The sequence below is a fragment of the Bordetella bronchiseptica genome (genome assembly GCF_900636925.1).
GTDB classification, from domain to species: domain Bacteria; phylum Pseudomonadota; class Gammaproteobacteria; order Burkholderiales; family Burkholderiaceae_B; genus Bordetella; species Bordetella pertussis.
On the sequence record NZ_LR134326.1, the window covers coordinates 3,369,486 to 3,392,594 of the forward strand.

The following is a 23,109-nucleotide window of genomic DNA, read 5'->3' on the forward strand; positions in this document are numbered from 1 at the left end:
GGGTGCCTGTCCCCGCCGGGACAGGCACCCGCCGCCAAAGCGGCCTCTGCCCCGCACGGGACAGGCGCAAAAAAGCGGCTTGAGAATGTCTTCTCAAGCCGCTTCGGTACTGCTTGCCGGCTGCAGGAGCGCAAAAAGCGCAAACGGCAACCGTAAATGTGGCGCGCCCGGCAGGATTCGAACCCACGACCCCTTGGTTCGTAGCCAAGTACTCTATCCAACTGAGCTACGGGCGCTGTAAAGAGAAAAGATTATAGCAGGCTTTCTGCAAGGTTGTAAAACAGGCGCTGCCCGCCTGCAAGGGACGGATCAGTCGGCGGCCTCCAGCAGGCTGACCGCCGCCGCGTCCAGGCCCACCGATACGAGGTCGTCCTGCCGCAGGGCCGCGCCGGCGCCGGCCACGGCCTCGGCGAACAGCGCCGTGCCGCGCGGCGTGCGCAGCAGATAGTTCATCAGGTTGCCCGCATAGCTGATGGCTTCCACCTTGGCGGCCAGCCCCTGGCGCCCGGCGGCGTCCAGGCGCATCTGGTGCGGCCGCACCACCAGGCTGACGGCCTCGCCCGGCGCATACTGGCGCCGCGGCTTAGGCACCTCCAGCACGCCGCCCTCGTACTCGACCGCCACGCCGTCGGCGCCGGCCTGGCGCACCTTGCCGGCCAGCACATTGCTGCGTCCCAGGAAGCCGGCGACGAACAGATTGGCCGGCCGCTCGTAGAGCTCGGTGGGCGAGCCGATCTGGGCAATGCCGCCTTCGTTGAAGATGGCGATGCGGTCGGACATGGACAGCGCCTCTTCCTGGTCGTGCGTCACGTACAGGAACGAGGCGCCGGACTCCTTGTTCAGCTTGCGCAGTTCCCATTGCAGATCGGCGCGCAGCTTCTTGTCCAGCGCCGACAGCGGCTCGTCCAGCAACAGGATGCGCGGGTCGTAGACCAGCGCGCGGGCCAGCGCCACGCGCTGCTGCTGGCCGCCCGACAACTGGCGCGGATAGCGCGCGCCGTAGCTGCCCAGCTGCACCTGCTCGAGCGCCTGCTGGGCGCGCCGGCGCGCCTGCTCGCGGCCGACGCCGCGTATCGCCAGCGGAAAGCGCACGTTCTGCTCCACCGTCATGTGGGGAAACAGCGCATAGCCCTGGAACACCATGCCAAAGCCGCGCGCCTCGGGCGCCTGTCCGGTGATCGAGGCGCCCTGGTAGAGAATGTCGCCCGAGGTCGGCGCGACGAACCCGGCGATCGACATCAGGGTGGTCGTCTTGCCCGACCCGGACGGACCGAGCAGGGTCAGGAACTCGCCCGCGCCCAGCTCGAAATCGACGCCGCGCAGCGCCTGGAATGCGCCAAAGCGCTTGTTCAGCGCGCGCACGCGCAGCAAAGGCGTCGGCGTAGTGGCCGCAGCGTTCATGACAGCTCCTGTTTTTGTCGATGGTGGGCCAGCAGCCGTTCGGCGCACAGGCAGATGAAGGTAATGACGATCATCAGCGTCGCCACCGCCGCGATCGTGGGGTCGACGTTCTCGTTGATGCCGTCCCACATGGCGCGCGGCAGCAGATAGACGTTGCGGGTCGTCACGAACAGCAGCACCACCAGCTCGTCCCACGACACGATGAAGGCGAAGATGGCGCCGGAGACAAGTCCGCTGCGCACGCCCGGCAGGGTGATGCGCCACAGCACCTGCCAGGGCCGCGCGCCCATCGAGCGCGCGGCCTGCTCCAGGCGCGGATCGAAGTTGGCCAGCGCCGAACCGACCGAGACGAATACGAAAGGCATGGCGGCCACGACGTGGGCGATGACCACTCCGGTGAAGGTGTCGAGCAGGCCCAGGTCGATGTACAGGCGGTAATACGCCAACGCGCCCACGATGGTCGGCACGATCAGCGGCAGCAGCGCCAGCAGGCGCACCAGCGCCCCCAGGCGCGCGCCCAGCCGCCATGCGCCGATGGCCGCGGCCGCGCCCAGCAGGGTGGCCGCCAGCGTGGACACCGCCGACACCGCCACGCTTTGCAGCAGGCTGCCGCGCCACACCGGACTGTCCACCAGTTGGCGGTAGTGCTGCCACGACCATGACTCGGCCGGGAACGACAGATAGGAGCGGTCGGTGAACGACACCGGGATCACCACCAGCGCCGGCAGGAACAGAAAGGCCAGCACCAGCGCCGCCACCACCGCCGCCGCGGCGAACCACCAAGAGGGGCGCACGCTCATGGCGCACCGAACAGCGACGGCACGCGCACCACGCGCGACACCAGCACCAGGCTCATGATCACCGCCACCAGCAGCGTGGCCGCGAAGGCGGTCGAGATGCCCCAGTTCATGGTCTCGCTGATACCGAATTCTATGTATTGCGCCACCATCACGGTCTTGCCTCCTCCAAGCAGCGCGGGCGTAATGAAGAACCCGAGCGAAAAGATGAACACCAGCACGCCGGCGGCCAGCACGCCCGGCAGCGACAGCGGCAGGTAGACGCGCAGGAAGGTCGCGACCGGCCCCGCGCCCAGCGCCCGCGCAGCCGCCATCAGCGAGCGGTCGATACCCAGCATGTTGGTCAGCATCGGCAGCACGGCATAGGGAATCATGTAATGGACCATGCCGATCAGCACGCCGGTTTCGTTGCGCAGCAGCGCCAGCGGACTGTCGATCACGCCCAGCGCCATCAGCGTGGCGTTGACCGGTCCTTCCCTGGCCAGCAGCAGCACCCAGGCGAAGGCGCGCACCAGCACCGACAGCCAGAACGGCACCAGCAGGCCGATGATCATCCAGCTGCGCATGCGCGGCGACGAATTGGCCATCACATAGGCCAGCACATAGCCCAGGCCCAGGGCGATCAGCGTGGTCCAGGCGCAGATGCGCGCCGTGGTCGCCATGATCTTCAGGTACAGCGGCTCGGTGAACAGCGCCGCGTAATTGCCCAGGCCGGCATGCGGCTCGGTGAAGCTGATGGCCAGGATGCGCAGCACCGGCAGCAGGAACATCCCGCCTATCAGTACCGCGGCCGGCAACACCAGCAAGGCTGGCAGCGATCGTCGCATGGTTACTCCCGCATGGGCAGCTCGTCCGCCCAGGATGGCGCGCCCGCGGCGCGATAAGTGGCCTGGCCGCCCACCAGGGTGGCCAGCACCTGCGTGTGGCGGATCTCGTCCGGGTCGACGGCGCACGGATCGCGGTCCAGCACGATCAGGTCGGCCAGCTTGCCGGGACTGAGCGTGCCCTTGCGCGCAGCCTGCCCCTCGGCGCGCGCCGGATTGGCGGTATAGCAGCGCATCGCCTCCAGCGGCGTAATGGCCTGCCCGGCGCCCAGGCTGGCGCCCGACGCGGTCTTGCGCGTCACCATGGACCACATGCCCAGGAACGGATTGCGCTCGCACACCGGCGCGTCGGAGTGCGCGCAGACCAGCACCCCGCGGTCCAGCATGTCGCGGTGCGGCCACATCCAGGCCATTTCCGCGCTCGGGCGATTGCGCAGATAGGCATCGCCCAGGTTGTAGGCAAAGCCCGCCGCCGACGAGTCGATCACGCCCAGCGCCGCCATGCGCTGCTGGATGGCCGGCGGCGCGCAGCAGCAATGCTCGATGCGTGGCGGCACTGCGCCGGGGTGGGCGCGCAGGCCCTGCTCGAAGGCATCCAGCGCGAAGTCGATGCCGCGGTCGCCGTTGCCGGTGGCGGCCGCCTGCAGGCCCGCCGCCATCACGCGCCCGACCTTGGCGGCCAGGTCCTCGGCGGAGAAATTCACGTCGCCACGGTTGGCGGGCCGGCCATCGCCCCCCTCCTCGCCCACGTAAGGCTGGTAATAGGCCGCCGTGCGGCCGCTGGTGCTGCCGTCCGAGCCATACTCCACGCCCAGCAGGTACAGCCGGTCATCGCCCGCGCCAAAGCGCAGCCCGGCCGCCAGCGTCTCGTCCACCAGCCGCTGGTCGCGGCCGTTGAGCATCATGCCCACGCGCACCGGCAGGCGGCCCGCGCCGTGCAGCGCGCGGTAGGCCTGCACCGCCAGCGCGCTGGTCAGGGCGTTGTGGACGCTGGTGATGCCCATGCGCCCCATTTCCGCGAACAGCGTCGGGAAGCCCTCCAGGTAATCGTCCAGGCTGTCGGCGGCGGCGATATGGGTCGTGAAGGCGAACACGCCGCGCCCGCGCGCCAGGCCGGTGGCGGCGTCCAGGCAATGCGGCGGCACCTGCGTCGCCAGGCCGCTGGCCAGCAACGCGGCCAGGGCCGGCGCGCTGGCCAGTCCGACCTGCGCATCGCGGCGCAACAGGAACACCGGCCGGCCGGGCGCCGCCTGTTCGAGCGCCTGGCGCGCGGGATAGCCGCCGCTGTGCGTATCGTCGAAGCGAAACCCCAGGTACCAGGCGCCGGCCGGCATGCGCCGGTGAAAATCGGCGATGCGCGCCAAGAGCGCCTGCTGCGTCGCCACCTGCGAGACGTCGTCCCAGCGCCCGGCCTTGACCGCCTGCCCGTCGGGGTGGCAATGGCTGTCGTTGATGCCCGGCATCACGCACGCGCCGCCCAGCCCGATGCGGCGCGTGCCCGGCCCGGCCAGCGCCAGGCAATGCGCATCCGAGCCCACCGCGATGATGCGGCCGGCGGCGATCGCCACCGCCTGGGCCTGCTCCAGCTTGTCGTCCAGCGTGGCGATGCTGCCGCCATGCAATACCAAATCCGCGTACATCGTCATGGTGCGTTGCTCAGCCCGTGATCACCTTGACGTACTCGTTGTAGATGCGGTCCTGGTTATCGCCATGCCAGGTGTAGTTGGCCACCACCTGCTGGCGGAAGTTCTCTTCGTCGGTCGGGTTGTCCTGGCGCAGCTCGGGCGGCACCAGGGCGTTGGCCGCCGGGTTGGCCGGGCCGTTGCCCATCAGGCGCAGCAGTTCGATCTGGCTTTCAGGCGATTGCGTCGACGCGATGAAATCGAACACCTTGCGGCCGGCCGGGTTGCCCTTGGGCACCAGCCACCCCGCCGGGATCAGGATGCCCTGGTTCCAGGTGAAATCGATGGTCGACCCCGGTTCGCGGCGCATCACGGTGGCGCGCGTATGCCAGACCAGGCCCATGGTGGCCTCGCCCTGGCGCAGCAGCTGCTGGCTCTCGGCGCCGGTCTTCCAGAAAATGGTCTTGTCCTTGATGGCGGCGATCTTGTCCAGCGCGCGCCGCTCGTCGATGGGGTACAGCTGGGACGCATCGGCCGGCACGCCGTCGGCCATCAGGGCCGCCTCCAGCGTGGCCAGCACCCGGTCGGGCAGGATGCGCGTGCCGGGGAAGTCCTTGGTGTTCCAGAAGTCGGCCCAGGTGCGCGGCGGCCGGTCGCCAAAGGCCTTCTTGTCGTAGGTCAGCACGAAGCTGTAGATGAAATGCGAGACGCCGAATTCGCTGCTGAAGCCCGGGCGCACCTTGTTGCGATCGACCACGCCGTAGTCGATGGGCTCCAGGTAGCCGCGCTTGCCCAGCGAGTGGCCCGCGGCCAGGTTGGCGTCGCACACGTCCCACGCCACGTTCCTGGACTCGACCATGGTGCGGATCTTGCCGAACGACGGCCCCGTGCCGTCGAATTCGACCTTGGTGCCGGTGGCCTTCTCGTATGGCTTGCCCCACACCAGCGGCTGGTTCTTGATGGCGTCGCCGCCCCAGTTGCACACGACGATGCGGTCGGCGGCGGCCGCGGCGGGCCGCATGGGCGCCAGCGACGCCAGGCCTGCCGCGCCCAGCATGCCCAGCAGCTGGCGTCGGCGCGCCGACGTCAGTCCAGGGGATTGCAGCGCCAGTTCGGCGGCGTCGGCCAGCCAGCCATCCTGCGGTACAGACATCTTCATGGTATGCGTCCTCGCATGGGAACTTGGGGAAAAACCATAGTGATCACCGGGCCGGGTTCATGCAATATATGAGTTTTGCACCTGTCCGTACTATCCCTAGGTCTTCCCCTGATGCCACCCTTACCCGTCGGCCTGGCCAAGCCCAAGGCGCTGCACGAGCCCAGCTTTGCGCAACTGGGCGTATTCCATGCGATCATGATCACCGGCTCGGTGTCGCGCGCGGCCCGGCTGATGGGCATGACGCAATCGGCCGCCAGCAAGATGCTGCGCCAGCTCGAGGACGACACCGGGCTGCGCCTGTTCGAGCGCCAGCACCAGCGGCTGGTGCCCACGCCGCACGCGCAAGGCCTGCAGGACAGCGTCGAGCAGCTCTACGGCGCCTACGGGGTGGTGCAGCGCCAGATCGACAGCCTGGCCGACCCGGACACGGGCCATGTCAACGTGGCCGCCATCCCGACGCAGGCCACGACCTTCCTGCCGCAGGCCATCAAGCGGCTGCGCGAGCGCTACCAGGGCATCACGGTCACGGTCGAGATCCTGGCCAACCAGCCCATCGTCGACCGCGTGCAGAGCGGCCAGGCCGATTTCGGCCTGGTGCACGACATCACCCCGTCGGTGTCCACGCTCAATGAAGACCTGGGCCTGCAGCATGTGGTGTGCGTGGCGCCGGCCGGCCACCGCTATGCCGGCCTGCCACACGTCGCCGCGCACGACCTGAGGAACGAGACCTTTCTTTCGTACGGGCCGCAGACCAACTTCGGCGCCATGCTGGAGACGGCCTTCGCCTCGGCCGGCGTGCGCATGCCGGTGGCGGTGGAAGTCACCTCGTCGGCGGCCCTGCTGGCCCTGATCCGCGCCGGCGTGGGCGTGGGGCTGGTAGAGCCGGCCGCCATCGCGCCCTTTGGCGCCACCGGCCTCGTCATCAAGCCCTTCCTGCCGGCGCTGCCGGTGCGCTCGCGCATCGTGCGCTCGCGCCTGCGCCCGCTCACGCGCCATGCCGAACTGCTGCTCGAAGCCTACCGCGCGGTCGTGCTGCAGGCGCGGCCCGACAGCTTCCAGGCCTAGGCGCTCAAGGCGCCGGCTTGTGCCCCGCCATCCCGTAGGCGTCGTGGATCAGCCGGTCGACGGCCTGGTACATCTGGCGCAGACGGTCGAAACGGCCCGCGTCGCGGGTGATCGGATCGGCGCTGTTGGCCATCTCGATGATGGGCAGGGCCACCATTTCCACCGGGGTATCGGGCCGCAACTCGCCCTTTTCGACCGCGCGGCGCACCCCCGCCACCACGCTGCGCTGCAGCTCGTGCGAATAGCGCGCCAGCGCCTCGCGCGCCGCCGGCGTGATCAGCGCGCTCTCCAGGCGCATGCGGGCGATCAGGCTCCAGGGATGGCTGGTGTCGCCCTGCGGGTTGCGCTTGAGATAGCGCATCTCGTTGAACTGCATGCTGAGCTGGATCTTCTGCGATAGCGTGGAGTCCGACAGCCAGATCTGGTCGAAATGGCCGATCGTACGCTGGCAATACTCGATCGTGACGTCTTCCACCAACTCGTGCTTGTGCCGGTAGTGATAGTGGATATTGCCGCGCGTGCAGTCGAGCGCCTGGGCGATCTGCTGAAACCGAAAGCCCGAGCTGCCGTGCGCGATCAGCATATCGGTGGCGACTTCCTTGATGCGCTCTTTCATGGGAACCTGAGCCGGGGTTTCCTTCACCGTGTCCTTGCCTCCTTCGATGTCATGCCGGGCGGCCCGCCGCGCCACGGCAAACAGTGCATTCTAGGGCCAGTTGCGCGCCCTCGGCTACGCCGCCGTCAGGCCGCCGTCGAGCACCAGCGTGCTGCCGGTGGCGAACGAGGCGTCGTCGCTGGCCAGGAAAACGATGGCGCGCGCCACTTCCTCGGGCTGGCCGAGGCGGTTCATGGGCTGGCGCGCCGCCAGGCTGGCGCGCAAGGCTTCGGGATCGTCGCTGCGCGCGTAGATCTCGCGGAAGTACGGCGACTCGATCGTGCCCGGCGCCACGCAGTTGATGCGGATCCCCTCGGTGGCGTGGTCCAGCGCCATGGCGCGCGTCAGCGCCGCCACCGCGCCCTTGGAGGCGCAATACGCGGCGCGCTGGCGCAAGCCCACCAGCGCGCCCGCCGACGCCGTATTGACGATCACGCCGGCCCCCTGGCGCTGCATGATCGGGATGACGTACTTGCAGCCCAGGAACACGCCGTCGACGTTGACGCGCATCAGCGCCGACCAGTCGGCCTCGTCGGTATCGACCACGGTGGCGGCGATACCGTAGCCGGCATTGTTGACCAGCACGTCGATGCGCTCCCAGCGCGCCGCCACGGCGTCGACCAGGGCGCGCACCGATTGCGCCTCGCCCACGTCGGCCTGGCGCGCCTGGGCGCGTCCGCCCTCGGCCACGATGGCCTGCGCGACGCGCTCGGCCGCCTCGATGGCCTTGTCGGCCACCACCACGACCGCGCCCTCGCGCGCCATCAGGCGGGCCGTGGCCTCGCCGATTCCCGAGCCCGCGCCGGTCACGATGGCGATCCTGCCGGATAAGCGTTGCGTCATGTCCTGCTCCCGGCTCAGCCGATGGTAAAGCGCGCCAGATGGCGGCGGATCGTGGCCAGCACGCTTTGCGCCACCAGCCATGAAGTCTTGGGATTGGCCGGCGACGGCGCGTTGACCAGCTCGATCTGCATCTCGCCCAACGGGCTGCGCACCTGGATGCGGTGCTGGTTGCCGCGCGCCCGCGGATCGACCACCACCTCCACGCGCGTGCGCGTCATGCCGATGCCGGCCAGCGCCAGCGTGGCCGCCACGTTCAGATTCTTGGGAAAGCGCAGCGCCGCCTCGCGCGCCGGTCCGCTGAACAGCGTGCGGCTTTCGGCCAGCGTATCCGGGTCTATCCCCATGCCGGGCAGTTCGGCGCGCCAGGCCGCCACGGGTTTGCGCGATTCGTACACCACTTCGGCGTCGTCGCGGCCCGCCACGGCCTGCAGGTAGTCCAGACCGGCGATCGCCCCGGCCGGCACGCGGATCCGGGCGCCGCCGGCCTCGGCCGCGGCGATGAGGCGTGCGCGCAAGGCGTCATCGGCCAGCGCGCCGGCCGAGCAGATGATCATGTCCAGGCCGGCCTTCAGGCAGCCCTCGGCGTGCTCGGCAATCGCCTGCTGGCCGGCCGCCTCGACCACCAGGTCGGGACGCCAGGCCAGCAGGCCGGGCAACCCGTCGAGCAAGGCGACGCGCCCGGCCAGCGCGGGCGGCAGGTCCGCGGCGTTGCGCGTCAGCGCGGCCAGCTGGCACGGCTGCGCGGCGTCGGCCAGCAGGCCGGCGGCCACGTCCGAGGCGATGGCGCCCAGACCGATGAATGCAATGCGATGCGTCATAGGGAATGATGTCCAAGCCAATCGAGCAGCGCGGCGACGTAATCGGCGCCGCGCACAATGGGAAAGAAATGGCCGCCATGCTCCAGCGGGCGCAATTGCGCCCCCGGCAGCACGCGCGCCAGCTGCTGCTGCAGCGCGAACGGCACGATCTGGTCGTCGCGCGCGCCCAGCACCAGCGCGGGCGCGTCCAGCCCCGGCAGATCGTCCAGGCGATCGTACGCCAGCAAGGCGGCGATGCGCTCGCGCACCACGGCGACCCGCTGCGCCGGCCACGGCGCTGCCGCCGCCGGCACGGCTTCGGGATGCGCCAGCAACCAGGCGGCCGGATACGACAGATAGGCGCCCGCCTGCTCGTACAGCGCCGGCGACGCCTCCAGCAGCGCGGCCCGCATGGCGAACAGCGACTGCATATAGGCGTTGCGCCCGCCCCAGGTGCCGCCCAGCACCAGGCTGGCCGCCCGCGCGGGCGCCGACAGGGCCATCTGCTGCACGATGCAGCCGCCGGTCGAATGCCCCACCAGGTGGGCGCGTTCGATGCCGCGCGCATCCAGCACGGCCCAGGCGTCGGCGGCCAGCCGGGCGATGTCCACCGCGGCATCGCCGCGCGTGGAGCCGGCCACGCCGCGCTGGTCGAACATCACGCAGCGCCGCCCTTGCAGGCCGGCCGCCACGGGCGTCCAGAAGGCGCCCGTGCCGCCCAGCCCGCTGACCAGCAGCACGGCCTCGCCCGCGCCCGTCTCGCGCGCCGCCAGGCGCGCGCCGTCGGGCAGGATCACGGTGAAATCCGTCATGCGCTGCCGGATCACTTGGCCGCGCGGGCCGCTTCGATCTCTACCAGGAACTGCTCGCCGCCCGGCGCCGCCTTGGCGATCTGATCCCACGCGCCACGGGCCGCCTCGCGCAGCGGCGCCTGGTCGGGGTACTGCACCTGCACGCCGCGCTGCTTGAGCACGTCGAACGCCTCGGCCAGCTTCCGGTCCTGGAACTTCACCGCCACCTGCATGGATTCGCGGCCCGCTTCCTCGACAGCCTTGCGCACGTCCTCGGGCAGGCGGTCGAACTTGGCCTTGGAGATGATGAACAGGCTGGGCAGCTGGTGGGCGGCGGTCACCGAGTAATACTTGATCACGTCGGCAAAGCCATCGGCCACGGTCTGGTCGGGGCTCAGTTCGGCGGCGTCGACCACGCCGTTCTGCAGGCTGAGGAACAGTTCGGCGTAGGCGGTCGGCGTGGGCTGCGAACCGAGCGCGCGATAGGCTTCGACGAAGCCCGGCGACTGGATGACCCGCACCTTCAGGCCCTTCATCGCCGCCAGGTCGGGAACCGGCTTCATCGACGCCAGGCTGCGCGCATACACCGCGCCCCAGCCCAGCCCGACCATGTTGTACTTGGGCAGCACGTCCAGCAGGCGATCGCCAACCGGGCCCTGCATGATGCGGTTGGCCTCTTCGTAGTCGGTGAACAGGTACGGCAGCGACAGGACACGGTACTCGCGCACTGTGTTCTCCAGCGAGGCCTGGGCGATGATCATCGCATCGACCACGCCGGTGCGCGCGCCCTGCACCAGCTTGAGCTCGCCGCCCAGTCCGCCGGACGGATACAGGGTGACCTTGACCTTGTCGCCCACCTTCTGCTTCATCAGCTCGGCGAAATGCAGGCCGGCCACCTGGTACGAGCTGGTGTCGCCCAGCGCGTGGCCGATATTGATCTGGATGGGCTCGGCGCTGGCGCCGAACGATGCGCCGGCCAGTGCGAGCGCGGCAAACAGGGATTTCACGACGTTCATGTTGCGCTTCCTTGGGAAGTGACAGGGTTCAGAAAAAGCGGGCGTACAGCACCGGCCCGTAGGTAATGATCATCAGGTCCAGCAGCAGCACGCCCAGGAATACCGACAGCGGGCGCATCAGGCGCTCCATCGACACGCGGGCGATGCCGCATACCAGGAACAGGTTCACCCCGACCGGCGGCGTGACCATGCCCACCGCCAGGTTGACGATCACGATCAGCCCGAAATGCACCGGGTCGATGCCCAGGCTGACGGCCACCGGCGCCAGTACCGGGGCCAGGATCAGGATCGCCGCGAAGGTCTCCATGAACAGGCCCACCACCAGCAGGGCGATATTGACCAGCAGCAGGAATACCAGCGGGTTGTCGGACACGCCCAGCAACAGCGCGGCCACCTGCTGCGGCGCCTGGTAGAGCGACAGCACATAGGCGAACACCGACGCGAAGCCCACGATCAACAGGACGATGCCGGAGGTCACCGCCGACGACCAGAAGATCTCGGGCAGGTCCTTCCACTTGATTTCGCGGTAAATGAACACGCTGACCACGAAGGTATAGGCCACCGCCACGACCGCGGCCTCGGTGGCGGTGAACAGCCCGCCGTAGATGCCGCCCAGGATGATCACCGGCATCAGCAGCGACAGGCTGGCCCGGCGCAGCGCGCGCCAGACGTTGAGCGCCCATTCGCCCACGCTCACGCGCTGCGAACCGCCGTAATCGCCCAGGCGCGACATGATGAGGATGGTGATGATCAGCGACAGGCCGATCAGCAGGCCGGGCAGGATGCCGGCCACGAACATCTGCGCCACCGACGTGCCGGTCAGCATGGCGTAGATGATCATCGGCACCGACGGCGGCAGGATCACCCCCAGCTCGCCGCTGGAGGCCACCACCGACGCGGCGAACGGACGCGGATAGCCGCGCCGCTCCATCTCGGGAATCATCACCGAGCCGATGGCCGCGGTGGTGGCCGAGGACGAGCCGCAGATGGTCGAGAAGAACATGGTGGTCAGCACCGCGGCGCCGCCCAGGCCGCCCTTGACCCAGCCGATCAGCGCCAGGCCCAGGTCCATCAGCCGCCCGGCGATGCCGCCGGTCTGCATCAGGCGCCCGGCCAGCACGAAGAACGGCACGGCCATCAGCGCGAACGAGTCCATCGACTCGAACATGGTCTGGGGCACGGCCAGCAACGGCACGTCCCGCGCCAGCAGCGCCGGCAGCGGCGCGATGCCCAGGCTCAGGGCCACGGGGATGCTGGCGGCGAACAGCAGCAACAGCAGAACAACGGCTGAAAGCATGATTACTCCTGGGCTTCTTGCTGGCTGGCGTGGCGGATGTCGATGCCTTGCAGCAGGCATTCGGCGATCAGCGTCGCGGTGTTGAGGAACATCAGTCCGAAACCCACCGGCATGGCCAGGTAGATCCAGGTCTTGGGCATGGACAGCACCGGACTGGTCTCGATCGCGCCGAACTCCATGAACTCCAGGCCCAGGTAGATCATCAGCGTGAAGAACACCAGGCAGCCCAGCAGCGCGGCAAAGCGCAGCGCGCGCCCCAGCGGCGCGGGCAGCAGCGTCACCACCAGCTCCAGCGCGATCAGCTGCGCCTTGCGGCAGGCCACGCCGGCGCCGAGAAAGATGATCCAGATCATCAGGTAGCGCGATACCTCTTCGCTCCACGGCGCGGCCACGTTCCAGCCCAGCCCGGTAAGCAGGAAGCGCACCGACACCTGCCACAGCGTGCACAATGTCATGCCCAGCATCAGTCCGGCCATCAGCCAGCACGCCAGGCGATTCAGGCCATCGACGGCCCTGATCAATTTCATGGTTTTTCCCCTGTGTAATCGTGTAGCGCCACCCGTACGCCGGCGATGGCGCGATCGCGCCAGCCGCGCTTGGCCTCCAGGCGCTCCAGCGGCAGCGCGGCGCGCATCGCGCCATCCAGCGCGCTGATCAGCTCGGCATCGACCGGCGCGGGCAAGCCCTGGCCGGCCGCCATGTCATTGAAGATGTGGCCGTAGCGCTGCAGATAGTCGGCAATCCCGCCCGGCGCATTCAGGTCCACACCCTCCAGCGGCCCCAGCGTGGCCCAGCGCAGGCCCAGCCCCTGGCTGATCAGGGCATCGGCGTCCGCCGGCGAAATCACGTCGTCGGCGATCACGCGGAACATTTCCATCAGCAAGGCGCCTTGCAGCCGGTTGAGCACGAAGCCCGGAATCTCCTTCCTGATGCGCACTGGATGCTGCCCCAGCGAGCGCATGAACGCCTCGGCGCCGGCCAGGACCTGCGGGTCGGTCCAGGCCGACGCCGCCATCTCCACCACCGGCGACAGATGCGGCGGCGTCATGGGATGCGCGACCAGGCAGCGCGCGCGCCCGGCCAGCGCCTCGGTGAACTGGCTGGCGCCATAGGTCGAGGTGGAGCTGGCCAGCAGCGCATGGGCCGGCGCCAGCGCGTCCAGTTCGGCGAACAGCGTACGCTTGAGCGCCAGGTTCTCCGAAACCGCTTCCTGCACATAATCCGCGCGGCCCACCGCGGCCGCCAGCGCGTCGGTCGCGCCGATGCGCGCCGCCACGTCGCCGGGCTGCTCGCCCGCCCGCAGCAGGGACGCGCTGCGCTCGATCATGCCGGCCAGCCGCGCGGGCAGCTCGGCCAGGCACGCCGCGTCGCGCTCGACGATGGTCACTTCCAACCCGCGGCGCGCGAACACAACGGCCCAGGAGGCGCCGATGATGCCGCCCCCGATTACTGCTACGTGATTCATGATGGCTTGCTACTGGATGGGCGAGAACGAAACCGGCTTGAGAATGCGGGTCTGCTGCAGGTCGATCAGGTCGGTCACCCGCTCCAGGTACGCCTGCCACTGGGGATCGGCCAGCATGCGCGAGCGGGCCGCGTCGCGTTCATCCAGGCTGTCGTAGGCCCACCAGGCCACCACGTGGTTGAGTTCGCCGATCTCGGACATGAAATAGCCCAGGAAGCGGCCCAGGTACTTCTTCTGCAGCGCCAGGCCGTGCGCTTCGTAGGTGGCCACGAAAAGGCCGGCCTTGCCCGGCTTGATGCGGTAATCGCGTTCTTCGATAAACACTGGAACTTCCGTACGGGTAGAGGTGAAACGGGGCGAGCGGCTCAGGACTTGGCGGTCCAGCCGAATACCGTGTTGGCTTCGATGCGGTCGATGTCGGCCGGGCGCGCGAACGGCTGCGGCGCCGGCTCGCCCGGCTGGCGCGCGCGGCCGATCTGGCGAAAGAAATCGTCCAGCCCGCCCGGCATGAGGATCCAGAAGAACGACAGGGGCTCGGGCCCGGCATTGAGAAAGCTGTGCTTGCGCGACTTGCCCAGGAACAGACAGGCGCCCGGGGCCAGCGGATGCTCGACGCCGTCGATGAGCGCCGTGCCGGTCCCTTCGGTGATGAAGATCACTTCCTCGCGGTCGTCATGGAAGTGCTCGCGCACGTGGCAGCCCGGCGCGACCGTCTGGGTGCCGGCGCTGAAATCGACCGAGGCGCCGGTGTTCGCGCGGTTGAGCAAGGTGCGCACGAAGCCGTTGGCCGGCACCGGCTGCCAGAAGCTGTCGCCCTCGTCCGGCCCGACCACCACGGCGATGCCGGGCTCATGCTGCTGTTTCATATTGCGCTCATTTTTACTGACATGACAGTCAGTATATGGACGAGAAAACGCGGACAGTACTAGGGAATTCCCGGAAAACTGACAATTATGTCAGGACAGGCCTGTTATTCGTAGCGTGCGCGCAACTCGAACTCCATGCGTCCGATGTGGCTCGGTTGCAGGTGCCTGTCCCCGCGGGGACAGGCACCGGGAACGGTGTGGCTCGATCGGGGGTGCCTGTCCCCGCAGGGGCGGGCACCGGGCGTGGCCGGCCGATGGAAGGCCGGGTGACGTGGCTCGGTTGCAGGCGCCTGTCCCCGCGGGGACAGGCGCCGCCGCGCCGCAAAAGAAAAAGGCCCTTGATTGCTCAAGGGCCTTTTTGATCTTTGGCGGAGATGGTGGGATTCGAACCCACGATGCAGTTTTTAGCCACATACTCCCTTAGCAGGGGAGCCCCTTCAGCCTCTCGGGCACATCTCCAAAAGAGTCGAGGATTCTAGCACGATTTCCACTGCGTCTGCAGGCGCCCTGCCCCGAACAGCGAAAAATCGTGCCGATCTTTTCCTAGACCTGATCGCCCGGGACCTGGTCCAGGCCGAATGCCTTGTGCAGCGAACGCACGGCCAGTTCCATGTACTTGTCGTCGATGATCACCGAGGTCTTGATCTCGCTGGTGCTGATCATCTGGATGTTGATGCCTTCCTGCGACAGCGTCTGGAACATCAGGCTGGCCACGCCCACGTGCGAACGCATGCCGATGCCGACGATCGACACCTTGGCGACCTTCTCGTCGGTGACCAGTTCGCGCGCGCTCACCGCGGGGATGACCTCGCGCTTGAGCAGGTCCAGGGTGCGCTGGTATTCGTTGCGATTGACGGTGAACGAGAAGTCGGTCGTACCGGCCACCGACTGGTTCTGCACGATCATGTCGACATCGATATTGGCCGCAGCCACCGGGCCCAGGATCGAATAGGCGATGCCCGGCTTGTCCGGCACGGCCAGCAGGGTGATTTTGGCTTCGTCGCGGCTGAAGGCGATGCCGGAGACAACGGCGGCTTCCATTTTTTCGTCTTCCTCAAAAGTAATCAGCGTGCCCGAACGCATTTCTTCTTCGAGCGGGATAAGCGGGTCGGTCAGCGAGGACAGCACGCGGGTCGGAACATGGTACTTGCCGGCGAACTCGACCGAGCGGATCTGCAGCACCTTGGAGCCGAGCGAGGCCATTTCGAGCATTTCCTCGAACGACACCACCGCCATGCGGCGCGCTTCCGGCACCACGCGCGGATCGGTGGTGTACACGCCGTCGACGTCGGTGAAGATCAGGCATTCGTCGGCCTTGATGGCGGCCGCCACGGCCACCGCCGAGGTATCCGAACCGCCGCGGCCCAGCGTGGTGATGTGCCCGTCGTCGTCCACGCCCTGGAACCCCGTCACGATGACCACGCGGCCGGCGTCCAGATCGGCCAGCACGCGCTTGTCGTCGATCGACTTGATGCGGGCCTTGGTATAGGACGAGTCGGTGCGCACCGGCACCTGCCAGCCCGCGTAGCTGCGTGCGGGCACGCCCTCGGCCTGCAGGGCGATGGCGAGCATGCCGCTGCTGGCCTGCTCGCCGGTGGCGGCGATCATGTCGAGCTCGCGGCCGTCGGGCTGCGGGCTGATTTCGCGCGCCAGGCTCAGCAGGCGATTGGTCTCGCCCGCCATGGCCGACGGCACCACCACGACCTTGTGGCCGGCAGCATGCCACTTCGCGACGCGGCGCGCCACGTTCTTGATGCGCTCGACCGAGCCCATCGAAGTACCGCCATACTTTTGAACGATCAGGGACATCTCGTACTCTGGCTGACAAGCCCGCATAGAGTCTGGGCGGGCAAAGCTGAGTATTTTAACGCGACGGTAAAAATTTGCGCAGCGCCGGCGCGCCAGGCCCTAATCGTCGATCCAGACGCGGCCGCGCTCGCAGCGCACGACGCGCCCGGCGTGTTGCCAGCGCAAGTGGCGGTCGTGGCCCAGCGCGTGCAATTGGCGCAACTGGCGCTGCAGTTCCGCCAGCCGCGCCTCGGTCGGCATCGGCGCGTCCTGGCTGGCCAGCCAGTGCCGCAACGCCTGCGCCTGGCGCGCCGCCGACAGGCCGCGCCAGGCCGCCAGCGAAAAACTGCGGCCGGCATCGGCCGGCTCCAGCGTATCGAAATCGGCCCGCGCCACCTCGGCCACGATCTCGGCCGCCTCGGCCATTTGGCGCGCATGGCGCGCCACGATGGCCTGCCAGCCGGGCCAGCGCGCGTCCAGCGCCGGGGCGAGCTGCGTGCGCACGGCGGCGCGCGCATAGCGCGGGTCGGTATTGGTGGGATCCTGCACCGCCTGCCAGCCGCACTGCGCGCGCACCGCGCCGGCCAGCGCCAGGATGGCTGCGCGGTCGACGTCCAGCCAGGGCCGCAGGTAGGCCACGCCGTCGCGCTCGCTGAGCGGCGCCATGGCCGCCATGCCCTGCAGGCCGGTGCCGCGCAGCAGGCGCAGCAGGACGGTCTCCGCCTGGTCGTTGCGGTGATGCGCCAGCAGGATATGCCGCACGCCATGCTGGCGGGCCAGCCCGGCCAGGGCCTGGTAGCGCGCCAGGCGGGCGGCGGCCTCCATGCCCAGCCCCTGGCCCGGCGGCACGGTGACGCGCGCCTCGTCCACCGGCACGCCCAGCAGCGCGCCCAGGCCGCGCACCTGCGCAGCCCATTGGTCGGCCGCCGCCTGCAGCCCATGGTGGACATGGAACAGGCGCAGCGTGCAGCCGGGCGGCAAGGCCGCGGCCGCCGCCACGGCCAGCATGGCCGAATCGGCGCCGCCGCTGACGGCCACCGCCAGCCGCGCCGGCGCGGGATCCAGGGCGCGCAGGGCGGCCGCCACCGGCCGGCGCAAGGCCGCGGGGCATAGATCGGAAAGAGAGGGAGCCGGCGCTGCGGTGGAGGTGGACATGGTGGCTGTCGGCGCCGGCGTGACGCGCTGGCGGGCTGGCGTGGCCAGCCCGCGCGGCCGCTAGGCGCGGACTTCCTGGAAGCGCCCGTACGACATCAGGCGCTGCAGGCGCTGGTCGACCAATTGCTCGGGCCCCAGGCCCTGCAGCTGGCGCAGGGCGTCGCCCAGGGCCCGGCGCAGCAGGCGCGCCATCACGCGCGGGTCGCGGTGGGCGCCGCCGACCGGCTCGTTGACCACGCGGTCGACCAGGCCCAGGTCCTTCAGGCGCGGCGCGGTGATGGCCAGCGCCTCGGCCGCCTCGGGCGCCTTGTCGGCGCTGCGCCACAGGATGGACGCGCAGCCTTCGGGCGAAATCACCGAATAGGTTGCGTACTGCAGCATCAGCACGGCGTTGCCGACCGCGATGGCCAGCGCGCCGCCCGAACCGCCCTCGCCGATCACGGTGCAGATGACCGGCACCTTCAGCTCGGCCATGGCGTACAGGTTGCGGCCAATCGCCTCGGACTGGCCGCGCTCTTCGGCGCCGATGCCGGGATAGGCGCCCGGCGTGTCGATGAAGGTGAAGATGGGCAGGCGGAACTTCTCGGCCAGGCGCATCAGGCGCAGCGCCTTGCGGTAGCCCTCGGGGCGCGGCATGCCGAAGTTGCGCGCGGCGCGCTCCTTGGTGTCGCGGCCCTTCTGGTGGCCGATGACCATGCAGGCCGAGCCGTTGAAGCGGGCCAGCCCGCCGACGATGGACTGGTCGTCGGCGTACATGCGGTCGCCGTGCAGCTCATGGAAGTCGGTGAAGATTTCGCGCACGTAGTCCAGCGTGTACGGGCGCTGCGGATGGCGCGCCACCAGCGCGGTCTGCCATGGCGTCAGCTTGCCGTAGATTTCCTTGGCCAGGTTCTGGCTCTTTTGCTGCAGGCGGCCGATTTCGTCGGAGATGTCCACCGCGGAGTCGGCCTGCACGTAGCGCAGCTGCTCGATCTTGTTCTCAAGCTCGGCGAGCGGTTGTTCGAATTCCAGGAAAGTATTGCGCATGTATGTGAGGTTCCGTTGATGGGCGGCCTGGCCGGTTCAGTACTGGACCGCTGCCGGTTCCAGACTGCGCCACAAATACCAGGTCGCCACGGTACGCCAGGGCTGCCATGCCAGCGAGACCTCACGGGCCTCGAAGCGCGAAACGGGCTCGCCGCTGAAATAGTGTAACGAGATTGCCTTCAGCAGCCCAAGATCATCCAGCGGCAGGACGTCGGGGCGCTGCAGATTGAAAATCAAAAACATCTCCGCCGTCCAGCGGCCGATGCCGCGGATCGCGACCAGCTCGGCGATGACGGCCTCGTCGTCCATGGCGGCCCATTTCTCCGGATGCACCAGGCGTTGCCCGAAATGGGTGGCCAGGTCCACCAGGTACTCGGCCTTGCGCTGCGACAGGCCGGCCGCGCGCAGCGCCGGCAGCCCGGCGCGCAGCACGGTGGCCGGCGTGGGGCGCTTGCCCACGGTCTCCAGGAAGCGCTGCCACAGCGCGTCGGCGGCCTTGACCGAGATCTGCTGGCCGATGATGGCGCGCGCCAGCGTCACGAACGGCGAGCCGCGCGAGGTCAGCCAGGTTTCACCGTGCTGGGGGATGATGCGTTTGAGAATGCGGTCGCGGCGCATCAGGTGCGCAACCGCGTCGTCCCAGTAATCGGGCTTGACGATGACGATATCGGCGCTGGACATGGAGCTGCGTTTCCCGGGGCTCAAGCGCGACGCCATTGCGTCAGGCCGCCGGGCTTGTCGTCGAGCTCGACGCCGGCCGCGCGCAGCTCGGCGCGGATCGCGTCGGCGCGGGCGAAGTCGCGCGCCGCCTTGGCGGCCGCGCGCTCGGCGATGCGCGCCTCGATGGCGGCGGCGTCCAGCGCCGCGGCGGGCGCGCCCTGCTCGCGGGCGGCGGCCGAATAGCGCGTGGGCGACTGGAAATAGGCCGGCGGGTCCTGCTGCAGCAGGCCCAGCACCGCCCCCAGCGCCTTGAGCTGGCCGGCGGCGCGCGCGCTGCCGGTGCGGTTGGCCTCGGAGGCCAGCTCGAACAGGGCGGCGACCGCCCCGGAGCTGTTGAAATCGTCGTCCATGGCGGCCTTGAAGGCCTGCGCCTGCGGCTCGCTCCAGTCCACGCCCTGGCCGTCGGCCGCGGTGTTCTGCAGCGCCTGATACAGCCGGTCGAGCGCGTTCTGCGCGTCGACCAGGTTGTCCGGCGCATAGTTCTGCGGGCTGCGATAGTGGTTGCGCACGATGAAAAAGCGCAGCATTTCGGCCTCGCGCGGATTGACCGCGTATTCGGCCTGCGTGTCCGACAGCGCGCCCTGCGCGATGGTCTGGCGGATGGTGCGGAAGTTGCCCAGCGACTTCGACATCTTGTCGGCGTCGACCATCAGCGGACCGCAATGCATCCAGACATTGGCCAGCGCGCCGCCGAACGCCCCCTCGGTCTGGGCGATCTCGTTCTCGTGGTGGGGAAACTTCAGGTCCGGACCGCCGCCGTGGATATCCAGCGGCAGGCCGAGCAGGGTCTTGCTCATGGCCGAGCATTCGATATGCCAGCCCGGGCGGCCCAGCCCATAGGGCGACTCCCATTTGGTGTCGTCCGGCTCCTGCGGCTTGGCCGACTTCCACAGCACGAAATCCAGCGGATCCCGCTTGGCCGAGCCCACCGCGACGCGCTCGCCGGCGCGCAGGTCGTCGAGCGACTTGCCCGACAGCTTGCCGTAGTCGGCGAACCCGCGCACCGCGTAATTGACATCGCCGTCCTCGGCCCGGTAGGCCAGGCCCTTGCTCTCCAGGCGGCCGATGATGTCCAGCATCTCGCCCACGTACTGCGTGGCGCGCGGCTCGCGGTCGGGCGGCTGCACGCCCAGGGCGCGTTCGTCCGCGTGCATGGCGGCGATGTAGTATTCGGTGACCTCGCCGATGCGCCGGCCGGTCTCGACCGCGCGGCGGATGATCTTGTCGTCGATGTCGGTGATGTTGCGCACGTAGTCGACCGCCAGCCCGCTGGCGCGCAGCCAGCGCTGCACCACGTCGAAGGCCACCAGCATGCGGGCGTGCCCGAGGTGGCAATAGTCGTAGACGGTCATGCCACACACGTACATGCGCACCTGGCCGGCATGGGCCGGCTTGAACGGTTCTTTGGTACGCGACAACGTGTTGTAGATGTGCAGCATGGCGCTCTGGAATTGTTGGAAAGGTTGCGCGGGCAAGGCAGCACCGCCGCCGCACCCAGGCTGCCCCGGGGCGCCGCGGCGGGCCCGCCGGCAGGCACATGGCGCCGGCCCGGACAGCCTGCACGGCCGCGCTCGAGCCTGAAACGCAACCAGGGCTAAAATGGCGATCGTCAAGTATAGCAAGCGGCCTGACTGCACGCGCAGCGCGCGGTTCCCCGGGCCTTACTACGGATGCCATCGTGACCACCAAGCCGCGCCTTTGCACTGCCCTCCTGACCCTGGCCATCGCCATATCGGCCAGCGCCCCCGTGCTGGCGCAGTCGATGGCCGGCGGCTCGGCCAAGAACCGCTACGCCAACCAGACCAAGCTGGACCCCTACCCGCCCGAAGGCGGCTGGCAGGGGCTGGCCAACCTGCTGGAGGCCGCCAAGCCCGGCGTGGACACGCGCCTGGACCCCACGCCCTCGCAGATCACCGACCGCATCGAGGAGCTGCTCAACCGCGGCGCCAACGAAGAGGCCCTCAGCCTGATCGAGCGGCGCGAGGCCGCCATCAAGGGCCAGCGCGGCGCCGACGTGCAGCTGATGTTCCAGCACGCCCGCGCGCTGGCCGCGCTGGGTCGCGCCGACGAGGCCATTGCGGTATACAGTGACATGACGAACCAATTCCCGGAGCTGCCCGAACCCTGGAACAACCTGGCCGCCATCTATGCGTCGCGCGGTGAACTCGAACGCGCCCAGGACAGTCTACAGATGGCCCTGCGCGCGAATCCCGACTACGCCGCCGCGCGCGCCAACCTCGGCGACATCCAGCTGATGATGGCCCTGCGCACCTACCGCCAGGAGGCGGCTCGCGGCGTGCCGGGCATGAAGGCCCGCGTCGAGGAAATCGAATCCCTGTTGAAGGATAAACAGCCCAAATGATGTTCCGCCATTTTCCGCTTAAGATGCTGCGCCTGACGGCGTGCACGATCGCGCTGGCAGCCCTGCTGCCCGCAGGCGCGGGCGCCCAGCCCGCCAACTCCACCCCTACTTCAAAAGGCACCTCATCCATGAGCACGAATCCCCGCGTCAAGCTGCACACCAACCAGGGCGACATCATCATCACCCTGAATGCCGAAAAGGCGCCCAAGAGCGTGGAAAACTTCGTCGCCTATACCAAGGACGGCTTCTATGACGGCACGGTGTTCCACCGCGTCATCGACGGCTTCATGATCCAGGGCGGCGGCTTCGAGCCCGGCATGAAGCAAAAGCCCACCAAGGCGCCCATCGAGAACGAGGCCAACAACGGCCTGAAGAACGACAAATACACGCTCGCCATGGCCCGCACCAGCGATCCGCACTCGGCCACCGCGCAGTTCTTCATCAACGTGTCCGACAACGACTTCCTCAACTTCACCGCGCCCACGCCCAACGGCTGGGGCTACGCCGTGTTCGGCGTGGTCACCGAGGGCACCGAGGTGGTCGACAAGATCAAGAACGTCAAGACCGGCAACCGTGGCTTCCACCAGAACGTGCCGGCCGAGGACGTGATCATCGAAAAGGCCGAAGTCCTTGAATAAGCTGGCGCTGCAGGGGCCGTTGTGGCTGGCTTCCGACCTGCACCTGGGGCCGGCCACGCCGGCTACCGCCGAAGCATTCCTGGGACTGCTGCAGGCCGCCGCCGACGAAGCGTCGGCCCTGCTTCTTCCGGGCGACATCTTTGACGCCTGGATCGGGGACGACGTCATCCGGGCCGCGCCGCCCTGGCTGGCGGCGGTGCTGCAAGGCATCCGCGCGGCCGCCGGGCGCATTCCGGTCTACCTGGGCCGCGGCAACCGCGACTTCCTGATCGGCCAGGAGCTGGCCGACGCGCTCGGCGCGCATCTGCTGCCCGAGCCGGTGCTGCTCGAAACCGACTACGGCCGCATCCTGCTCACGCACGGCGACGAGTACTGTACCGACGACAGCGCCTACCAGCAGTTCCGCGCCATGGTGCGCAACCCGCAATGGCAGGCGCAGTTCCTGGCCATGAGCATCCCCGAACGGCTGGCCATGGCCGAGCAGGCCCGCGGCGAAAGCCAGGCGGCCAACCAGGCCAAGTCGATGGAAATCATGGACGTCAATCCCGCGGCCGTCGAGGCCGCCCTGCGCGAGGCCGACGTCGATGTGCTGGTGCATGGCCACACCCACCGGCCGGCGCGCCATGTGCTGTCGGTCGACGGCCGCAAGCGCGAACGCTGGGTGCTGCCGGACTGGGACTGCGACCACGCCGATCCGCCGCGCGGCGGCTGGCTGGTCATCGACCGCGATGGCCTGCAGTGCTTCGACCTGGTCGAAGACGAAGATTGAAGGCCCCGCCATGAGGCCCCTGTCCTCGCAGGAATCCTGGTGCCTGTCCCCGC

24 protein-coding genes and 2 tRNA genes are annotated in these 23,109 nt (G+C 68.8%); 4 read left to right on the forward strand and 22 right to left on the reverse strand.

Annotated elements, in window-relative coordinates; genetic code table 11:
- Positions 1-159: 159 nt before the first annotated feature.
- From EL288_RS15620 to EL288_RS15645, 6 genes are all read right to left on the reverse strand, one after another.
- Positions 160-236, reverse strand: a tRNA-Arg gene (locus EL288_RS15620).
- A 73-nt stretch (positions 237-309) separates the two neighbouring features.
- Positions 310-1,401 carry an ABC transporter ATP-binding protein gene (locus EL288_RS15625; protein WP_003810042.1) on the reverse strand — a complete coding sequence of 364 codons (1,092 nt, stop codon included), beginning with the start codon at positions 1,399-1,401 and terminating at the stop codon, positions 310-312.
- On the reverse strand, positions 1,398-2,201 hold the full coding sequence (locus EL288_RS15630) for an ABC transporter permease (RefSeq protein ID WP_003810041.1): 804 nt from the start codon (positions 2,199-2,201) through the stop codon (positions 1,398-1,400). The genes EL288_RS15625 and EL288_RS15630 overlap by 4 nt, the downstream gene beginning before the upstream one ends.
- Positions 2,198-3,025: an ABC transporter permease gene (locus EL288_RS15635; protein WP_003810039.1), complete on the reverse strand. Its 828-nt coding sequence runs from the start codon at positions 3,023-3,025 to the stop codon at positions 2,198-2,200. The genes EL288_RS15630 and EL288_RS15635 overlap by 4 nt, the downstream gene beginning before the upstream one ends.
- A 2-nt stretch (positions 3,026-3,027) precedes the next feature.
- Positions 3,028-4,668: an amidohydrolase gene (locus EL288_RS15640; RefSeq protein WP_010926289.1), complete on the reverse strand. Its 1,641-nt coding sequence runs from the start codon at positions 4,666-4,668 to the stop codon at positions 3,028-3,030.
- A 10-nt stretch (positions 4,669-4,678) separates the two neighbouring features.
- A complete protein-coding gene (locus tag EL288_RS15645; protein WP_015064169.1) occupies positions 4,679-5,803 on the reverse strand; it encodes an ABC transporter substrate-binding protein in 1,125 nt (374 codons plus the stop codon).
- A 111-nt stretch (positions 5,804-5,914) separates the two neighbouring features.
- Here EL288_RS15645 and EL288_RS15650 point away from each other — a divergent pair, with 111 nt between their 5' ends.
- Positions 5,915-6,868 carry a LysR family transcriptional regulator gene (locus EL288_RS15650; protein WP_003810033.1) on the forward strand — a complete coding sequence of 318 codons (954 nt, stop codon included), beginning with the start codon at positions 5,915-5,917 and terminating at the stop codon, positions 6,866-6,868.
- Between the two features lie 4 nt (positions 6,869-6,872).
- Here the strand turns inward: EL288_RS15650 and EL288_RS15655 are convergent, their stop codons facing one another.
- From EL288_RS15655 to cysS, 16 genes are all read right to left on the reverse strand, one after another.
- On the reverse strand, positions 6,873-7,511 hold the full coding sequence (locus EL288_RS15655) for a TetR/AcrR family transcriptional regulator (RefSeq protein WP_033459687.1): 639 nt from the start codon (positions 7,509-7,511) through the stop codon (positions 6,873-6,875).
- 87 nt (positions 7,512-7,598) lie between these two features.
- Positions 7,599-8,366: an SDR family oxidoreductase gene (locus EL288_RS15660; RefSeq protein ID WP_003810029.1), complete on the reverse strand. Its 768-nt coding sequence runs from the start codon at positions 8,364-8,366 to the stop codon at positions 7,599-7,601.
- A gap of 14 nt (positions 8,367-8,380) precedes the next feature.
- Complete coding sequence (locus EL288_RS15665) at positions 8,381-9,184, reverse strand: aspartate dehydrogenase (RefSeq protein ID WP_010928468.1); 804 nt, start codon at positions 9,182-9,184, stop codon at positions 8,381-8,383.
- Positions 9,181-9,990 (reverse strand): alpha/beta fold hydrolase, encoded by an 810-nt coding sequence (locus EL288_RS15670; protein WP_003810025.1) that lies wholly within the window; start codon positions 9,988-9,990, stop codon positions 9,181-9,183. The genes EL288_RS15665 and EL288_RS15670 overlap by 4 nt, the downstream gene beginning before the upstream one ends.
- Positions 9,987-10,970 (reverse strand): TRAP transporter substrate-binding protein, encoded by a 984-nt coding sequence (locus EL288_RS15675; protein WP_033458118.1) that lies wholly within the window; start codon positions 10,968-10,970, stop codon positions 9,987-9,989. The genes EL288_RS15670 and EL288_RS15675 overlap by 4 nt, the downstream gene beginning before the upstream one ends.
- A gap of 28 nt (positions 10,971-10,998) precedes the next feature.
- Complete coding sequence (locus tag EL288_RS15680) at positions 10,999-12,267, reverse strand: TRAP transporter large permease (RefSeq protein ID WP_003810021.1); 1,269 nt, start codon at positions 12,265-12,267, stop codon at positions 10,999-11,001.
- Between the two features lie 2 nt (positions 12,268-12,269).
- Entirely contained in the window at positions 12,270-12,794 is a 525-nt protein-coding gene (locus EL288_RS15685; RefSeq protein ID WP_003810020.1) for a TRAP transporter small permease, read from the reverse strand.
- On the reverse strand, positions 12,791-13,732 hold the full coding sequence (locus EL288_RS15690) for a 3-hydroxyacyl-CoA dehydrogenase (RefSeq protein ID WP_033459681.1): 942 nt from the start codon (positions 13,730-13,732) through the stop codon (positions 12,791-12,793). Before EL288_RS15690 ends, EL288_RS15685 begins: the two co-directional genes overlap by 4 nt.
- 9 nt (positions 13,733-13,741) lie before the next feature.
- The gene (locus EL288_RS15695) at positions 13,742-14,056 is read right to left on the reverse strand and encodes an NIPSNAP family protein (protein ID WP_003810016.1); all 315 of its coding nucleotides are present in this window, start codon (positions 14,054-14,056) and stop codon (positions 13,742-13,744) included.
- 41 nt (positions 14,057-14,097) lie between these two features.
- A complete protein-coding gene (locus EL288_RS15700; protein WP_003810014.1) occupies positions 14,098-14,598 on the reverse strand; it encodes a cupin domain-containing protein in 501 nt (166 codons plus the stop codon).
- Positions 14,599-14,964: 366 nt separating this feature from the next.
- A tRNA-Ser gene (locus EL288_RS15705) sits at positions 14,965-15,057 on the reverse strand.
- 84 nt (positions 15,058-15,141) lie between these two features.
- Positions 15,142-16,407 carry an aspartate kinase gene (locus EL288_RS15710; RefSeq protein ID WP_010930633.1) on the reverse strand — a complete coding sequence of 422 codons (1,266 nt, stop codon included), beginning with the start codon at positions 16,405-16,407 and terminating at the stop codon, positions 15,142-15,144.
- A 99-nt stretch (positions 16,408-16,506) separates the two neighbouring features.
- Positions 16,507-17,472, reverse strand: a complete 966-nt coding sequence (tilS, locus tag EL288_RS15715; RefSeq protein WP_172452888.1) for a tRNA lysidine(34) synthetase TilS — start codon at positions 17,470-17,472, stop codon at positions 16,507-16,509.
- A 129-nt stretch (positions 17,473-17,601) separates the two neighbouring features.
- On the reverse strand, positions 17,602-18,567 hold the full coding sequence (locus EL288_RS15720; protein WP_003810007.1) for an acetyl-CoA carboxylase carboxyltransferase subunit alpha: 966 nt from the start codon (positions 18,565-18,567) through the stop codon (positions 17,602-17,604).
- 36 nt (positions 18,568-18,603) lie between these two features.
- Positions 18,604-19,248, reverse strand: coding sequence for a DNA-3-methyladenine glycosylase family protein (locus EL288_RS15725; RefSeq protein WP_003810006.1), 645 nt, complete (start codon positions 19,246-19,248; stop codon positions 18,604-18,606).
- 20 nt (positions 19,249-19,268) lie between these two features.
- Positions 19,269-20,726, reverse strand: a complete 1,458-nt coding sequence (cysS, locus tag EL288_RS15730; RefSeq protein ID WP_003810003.1) for a cysteine--tRNA ligase — start codon at positions 20,724-20,726, stop codon at positions 19,269-19,271.
- A gap of 239 nt (positions 20,727-20,965) precedes the next feature.
- On the opposite strand from cysS, the gene EL288_RS15735 reads away from it, so the two are divergent.
- The 3 genes from EL288_RS15735 to EL288_RS15745 all read left to right on the forward strand — a co-directional run bounded on the left by EL288_RS15735 (position 20,966) and on the right by EL288_RS15745 (position 23,056).
- A complete protein-coding gene (locus EL288_RS15735; protein WP_003810001.1) occupies positions 20,966-21,649 on the forward strand; it encodes a tetratricopeptide repeat protein in 684 nt (227 codons plus the stop codon).
- 128 nt (positions 21,650-21,777) lie between these two features.
- On the forward strand, positions 21,778-22,287 hold the full coding sequence (locus EL288_RS15740) for a peptidylprolyl isomerase (RefSeq protein WP_003809999.1): 510 nt from the start codon (positions 21,778-21,780) through the stop codon (positions 22,285-22,287).
- Positions 22,280-23,056, forward strand: a complete 777-nt coding sequence (locus tag EL288_RS15745) for a UDP-2,3-diacylglucosamine diphosphatase (protein WP_003809997.1) — start codon at positions 22,280-22,282, stop codon at positions 23,054-23,056. Before EL288_RS15740 ends, EL288_RS15745 begins: the two co-directional genes overlap by 8 nt.
- Positions 23,057-23,109: the final 53 nt, after the last annotated feature.

What these genes read in the sequence shown, in the direction of transcription:
- EL288_RS15625 (WP_003810042.1), bottom strand. Translation starts at nt 1,401, where the DNA reads ATGAACGCTGCGGCCACTACGCCGACGCCTTTGCTGCGCGTGCGCGCG.
- EL288_RS15630 (WP_003810041.1), bottom strand. Translation starts at nt 2,201, where the DNA reads ATGAGCGTGCGCCCCTCTTGGTGGTTCGCCGCGGCGGCGGTGGTGGCG.
- EL288_RS15635 (WP_003810039.1), bottom strand. Translation starts at nt 3,025, where the DNA reads ATGCGACGATCGCTGCCAGCCTTGCTGGTGTTGCCGGCCGCGGTACTG.
- EL288_RS15640 (WP_010926289.1), bottom strand. Translation starts at nt 4,668, where the DNA reads ATGACGATGTACGCGGATTTGGTATTGCATGGCGGCAGCATCGCCACG.
- EL288_RS15645 (WP_015064169.1), bottom strand. Translation starts at nt 5,803, where the DNA reads ATGAAGATGTCTGTACCGCAGGATGGCTGGCTGGCCGACGCCGCCGAA.
- EL288_RS15650 (WP_003810033.1), top strand. Translation starts at nt 5,915, where the DNA reads ATGCCACCCTTACCCGTCGGCCTGGCCAAGCCCAAGGCGCTGCACGAG.
- EL288_RS15660 (WP_003810029.1), bottom strand. Translation starts at nt 8,366, where the DNA reads ATGACGCAACGCTTATCCGGCAGGATCGCCATCGTGACCGGCGCGGGC.
- EL288_RS15665 (WP_010928468.1), bottom strand. Translation starts at nt 9,184, where the DNA reads ATGACGCATCGCATTGCATTCATCGGTCTGGGCGCCATCGCCTCGGAC.
- EL288_RS15675 (WP_033458118.1), bottom strand. Translation starts at nt 10,970, where the DNA reads ATGAACGTCGTGAAATCCCTGTTTGCCGCGCTCGCACTGGCCGGCGCA.
- EL288_RS15680 (WP_003810021.1), bottom strand. Translation starts at nt 12,267, where the DNA reads ATGCTTTCAGCCGTTGTTCTGCTGTTGCTGCTGTTCGCCGCCAGCATC.
- EL288_RS15685 (WP_003810020.1), bottom strand. Translation starts at nt 12,794, where the DNA reads ATGAAATTGATCAGGGCCGTCGATGGCCTGAATCGCCTGGCGTGCTGG.
- EL288_RS15690 (WP_033459681.1), bottom strand. Translation starts at nt 13,732, where the DNA reads ATGAATCACGTAGCAGTAATCGGGGGCGGCATCATCGGCGCCTCCTGG.
- EL288_RS15700 (WP_003810014.1), bottom strand. Translation starts at nt 14,598, where the DNA reads ATGAAACAGCAGCATGAGCCCGGCATCGCCGTGGTGGTCGGGCCGGAC.
- EL288_RS15710 (WP_010930633.1), bottom strand. Translation starts at nt 16,407, where the DNA reads ATGTCCCTGATCGTTCAAAAGTATGGCGGTACTTCGATGGGCTCGGTC.
- EL288_RS15720 (WP_003810007.1), bottom strand. Translation starts at nt 18,567, where the DNA reads ATGCGCAATACTTTCCTGGAATTCGAACAACCGCTCGCCGAGCTTGAG.
- EL288_RS15725 (WP_003810006.1), bottom strand. Translation starts at nt 19,248, where the DNA reads ATGTCCAGCGCCGATATCGTCATCGTCAAGCCCGATTACTGGGACGAC.
- cysS (WP_003810003.1), bottom strand. Translation starts at nt 20,726, where the DNA reads ATGCTGCACATCTACAACACGTTGTCGCGTACCAAAGAACCGTTCAAG.
- EL288_RS15740 (WP_003809999.1), top strand. Translation starts at nt 21,778, where the DNA reads ATGAGCACGAATCCCCGCGTCAAGCTGCACACCAACCAGGGCGACATC.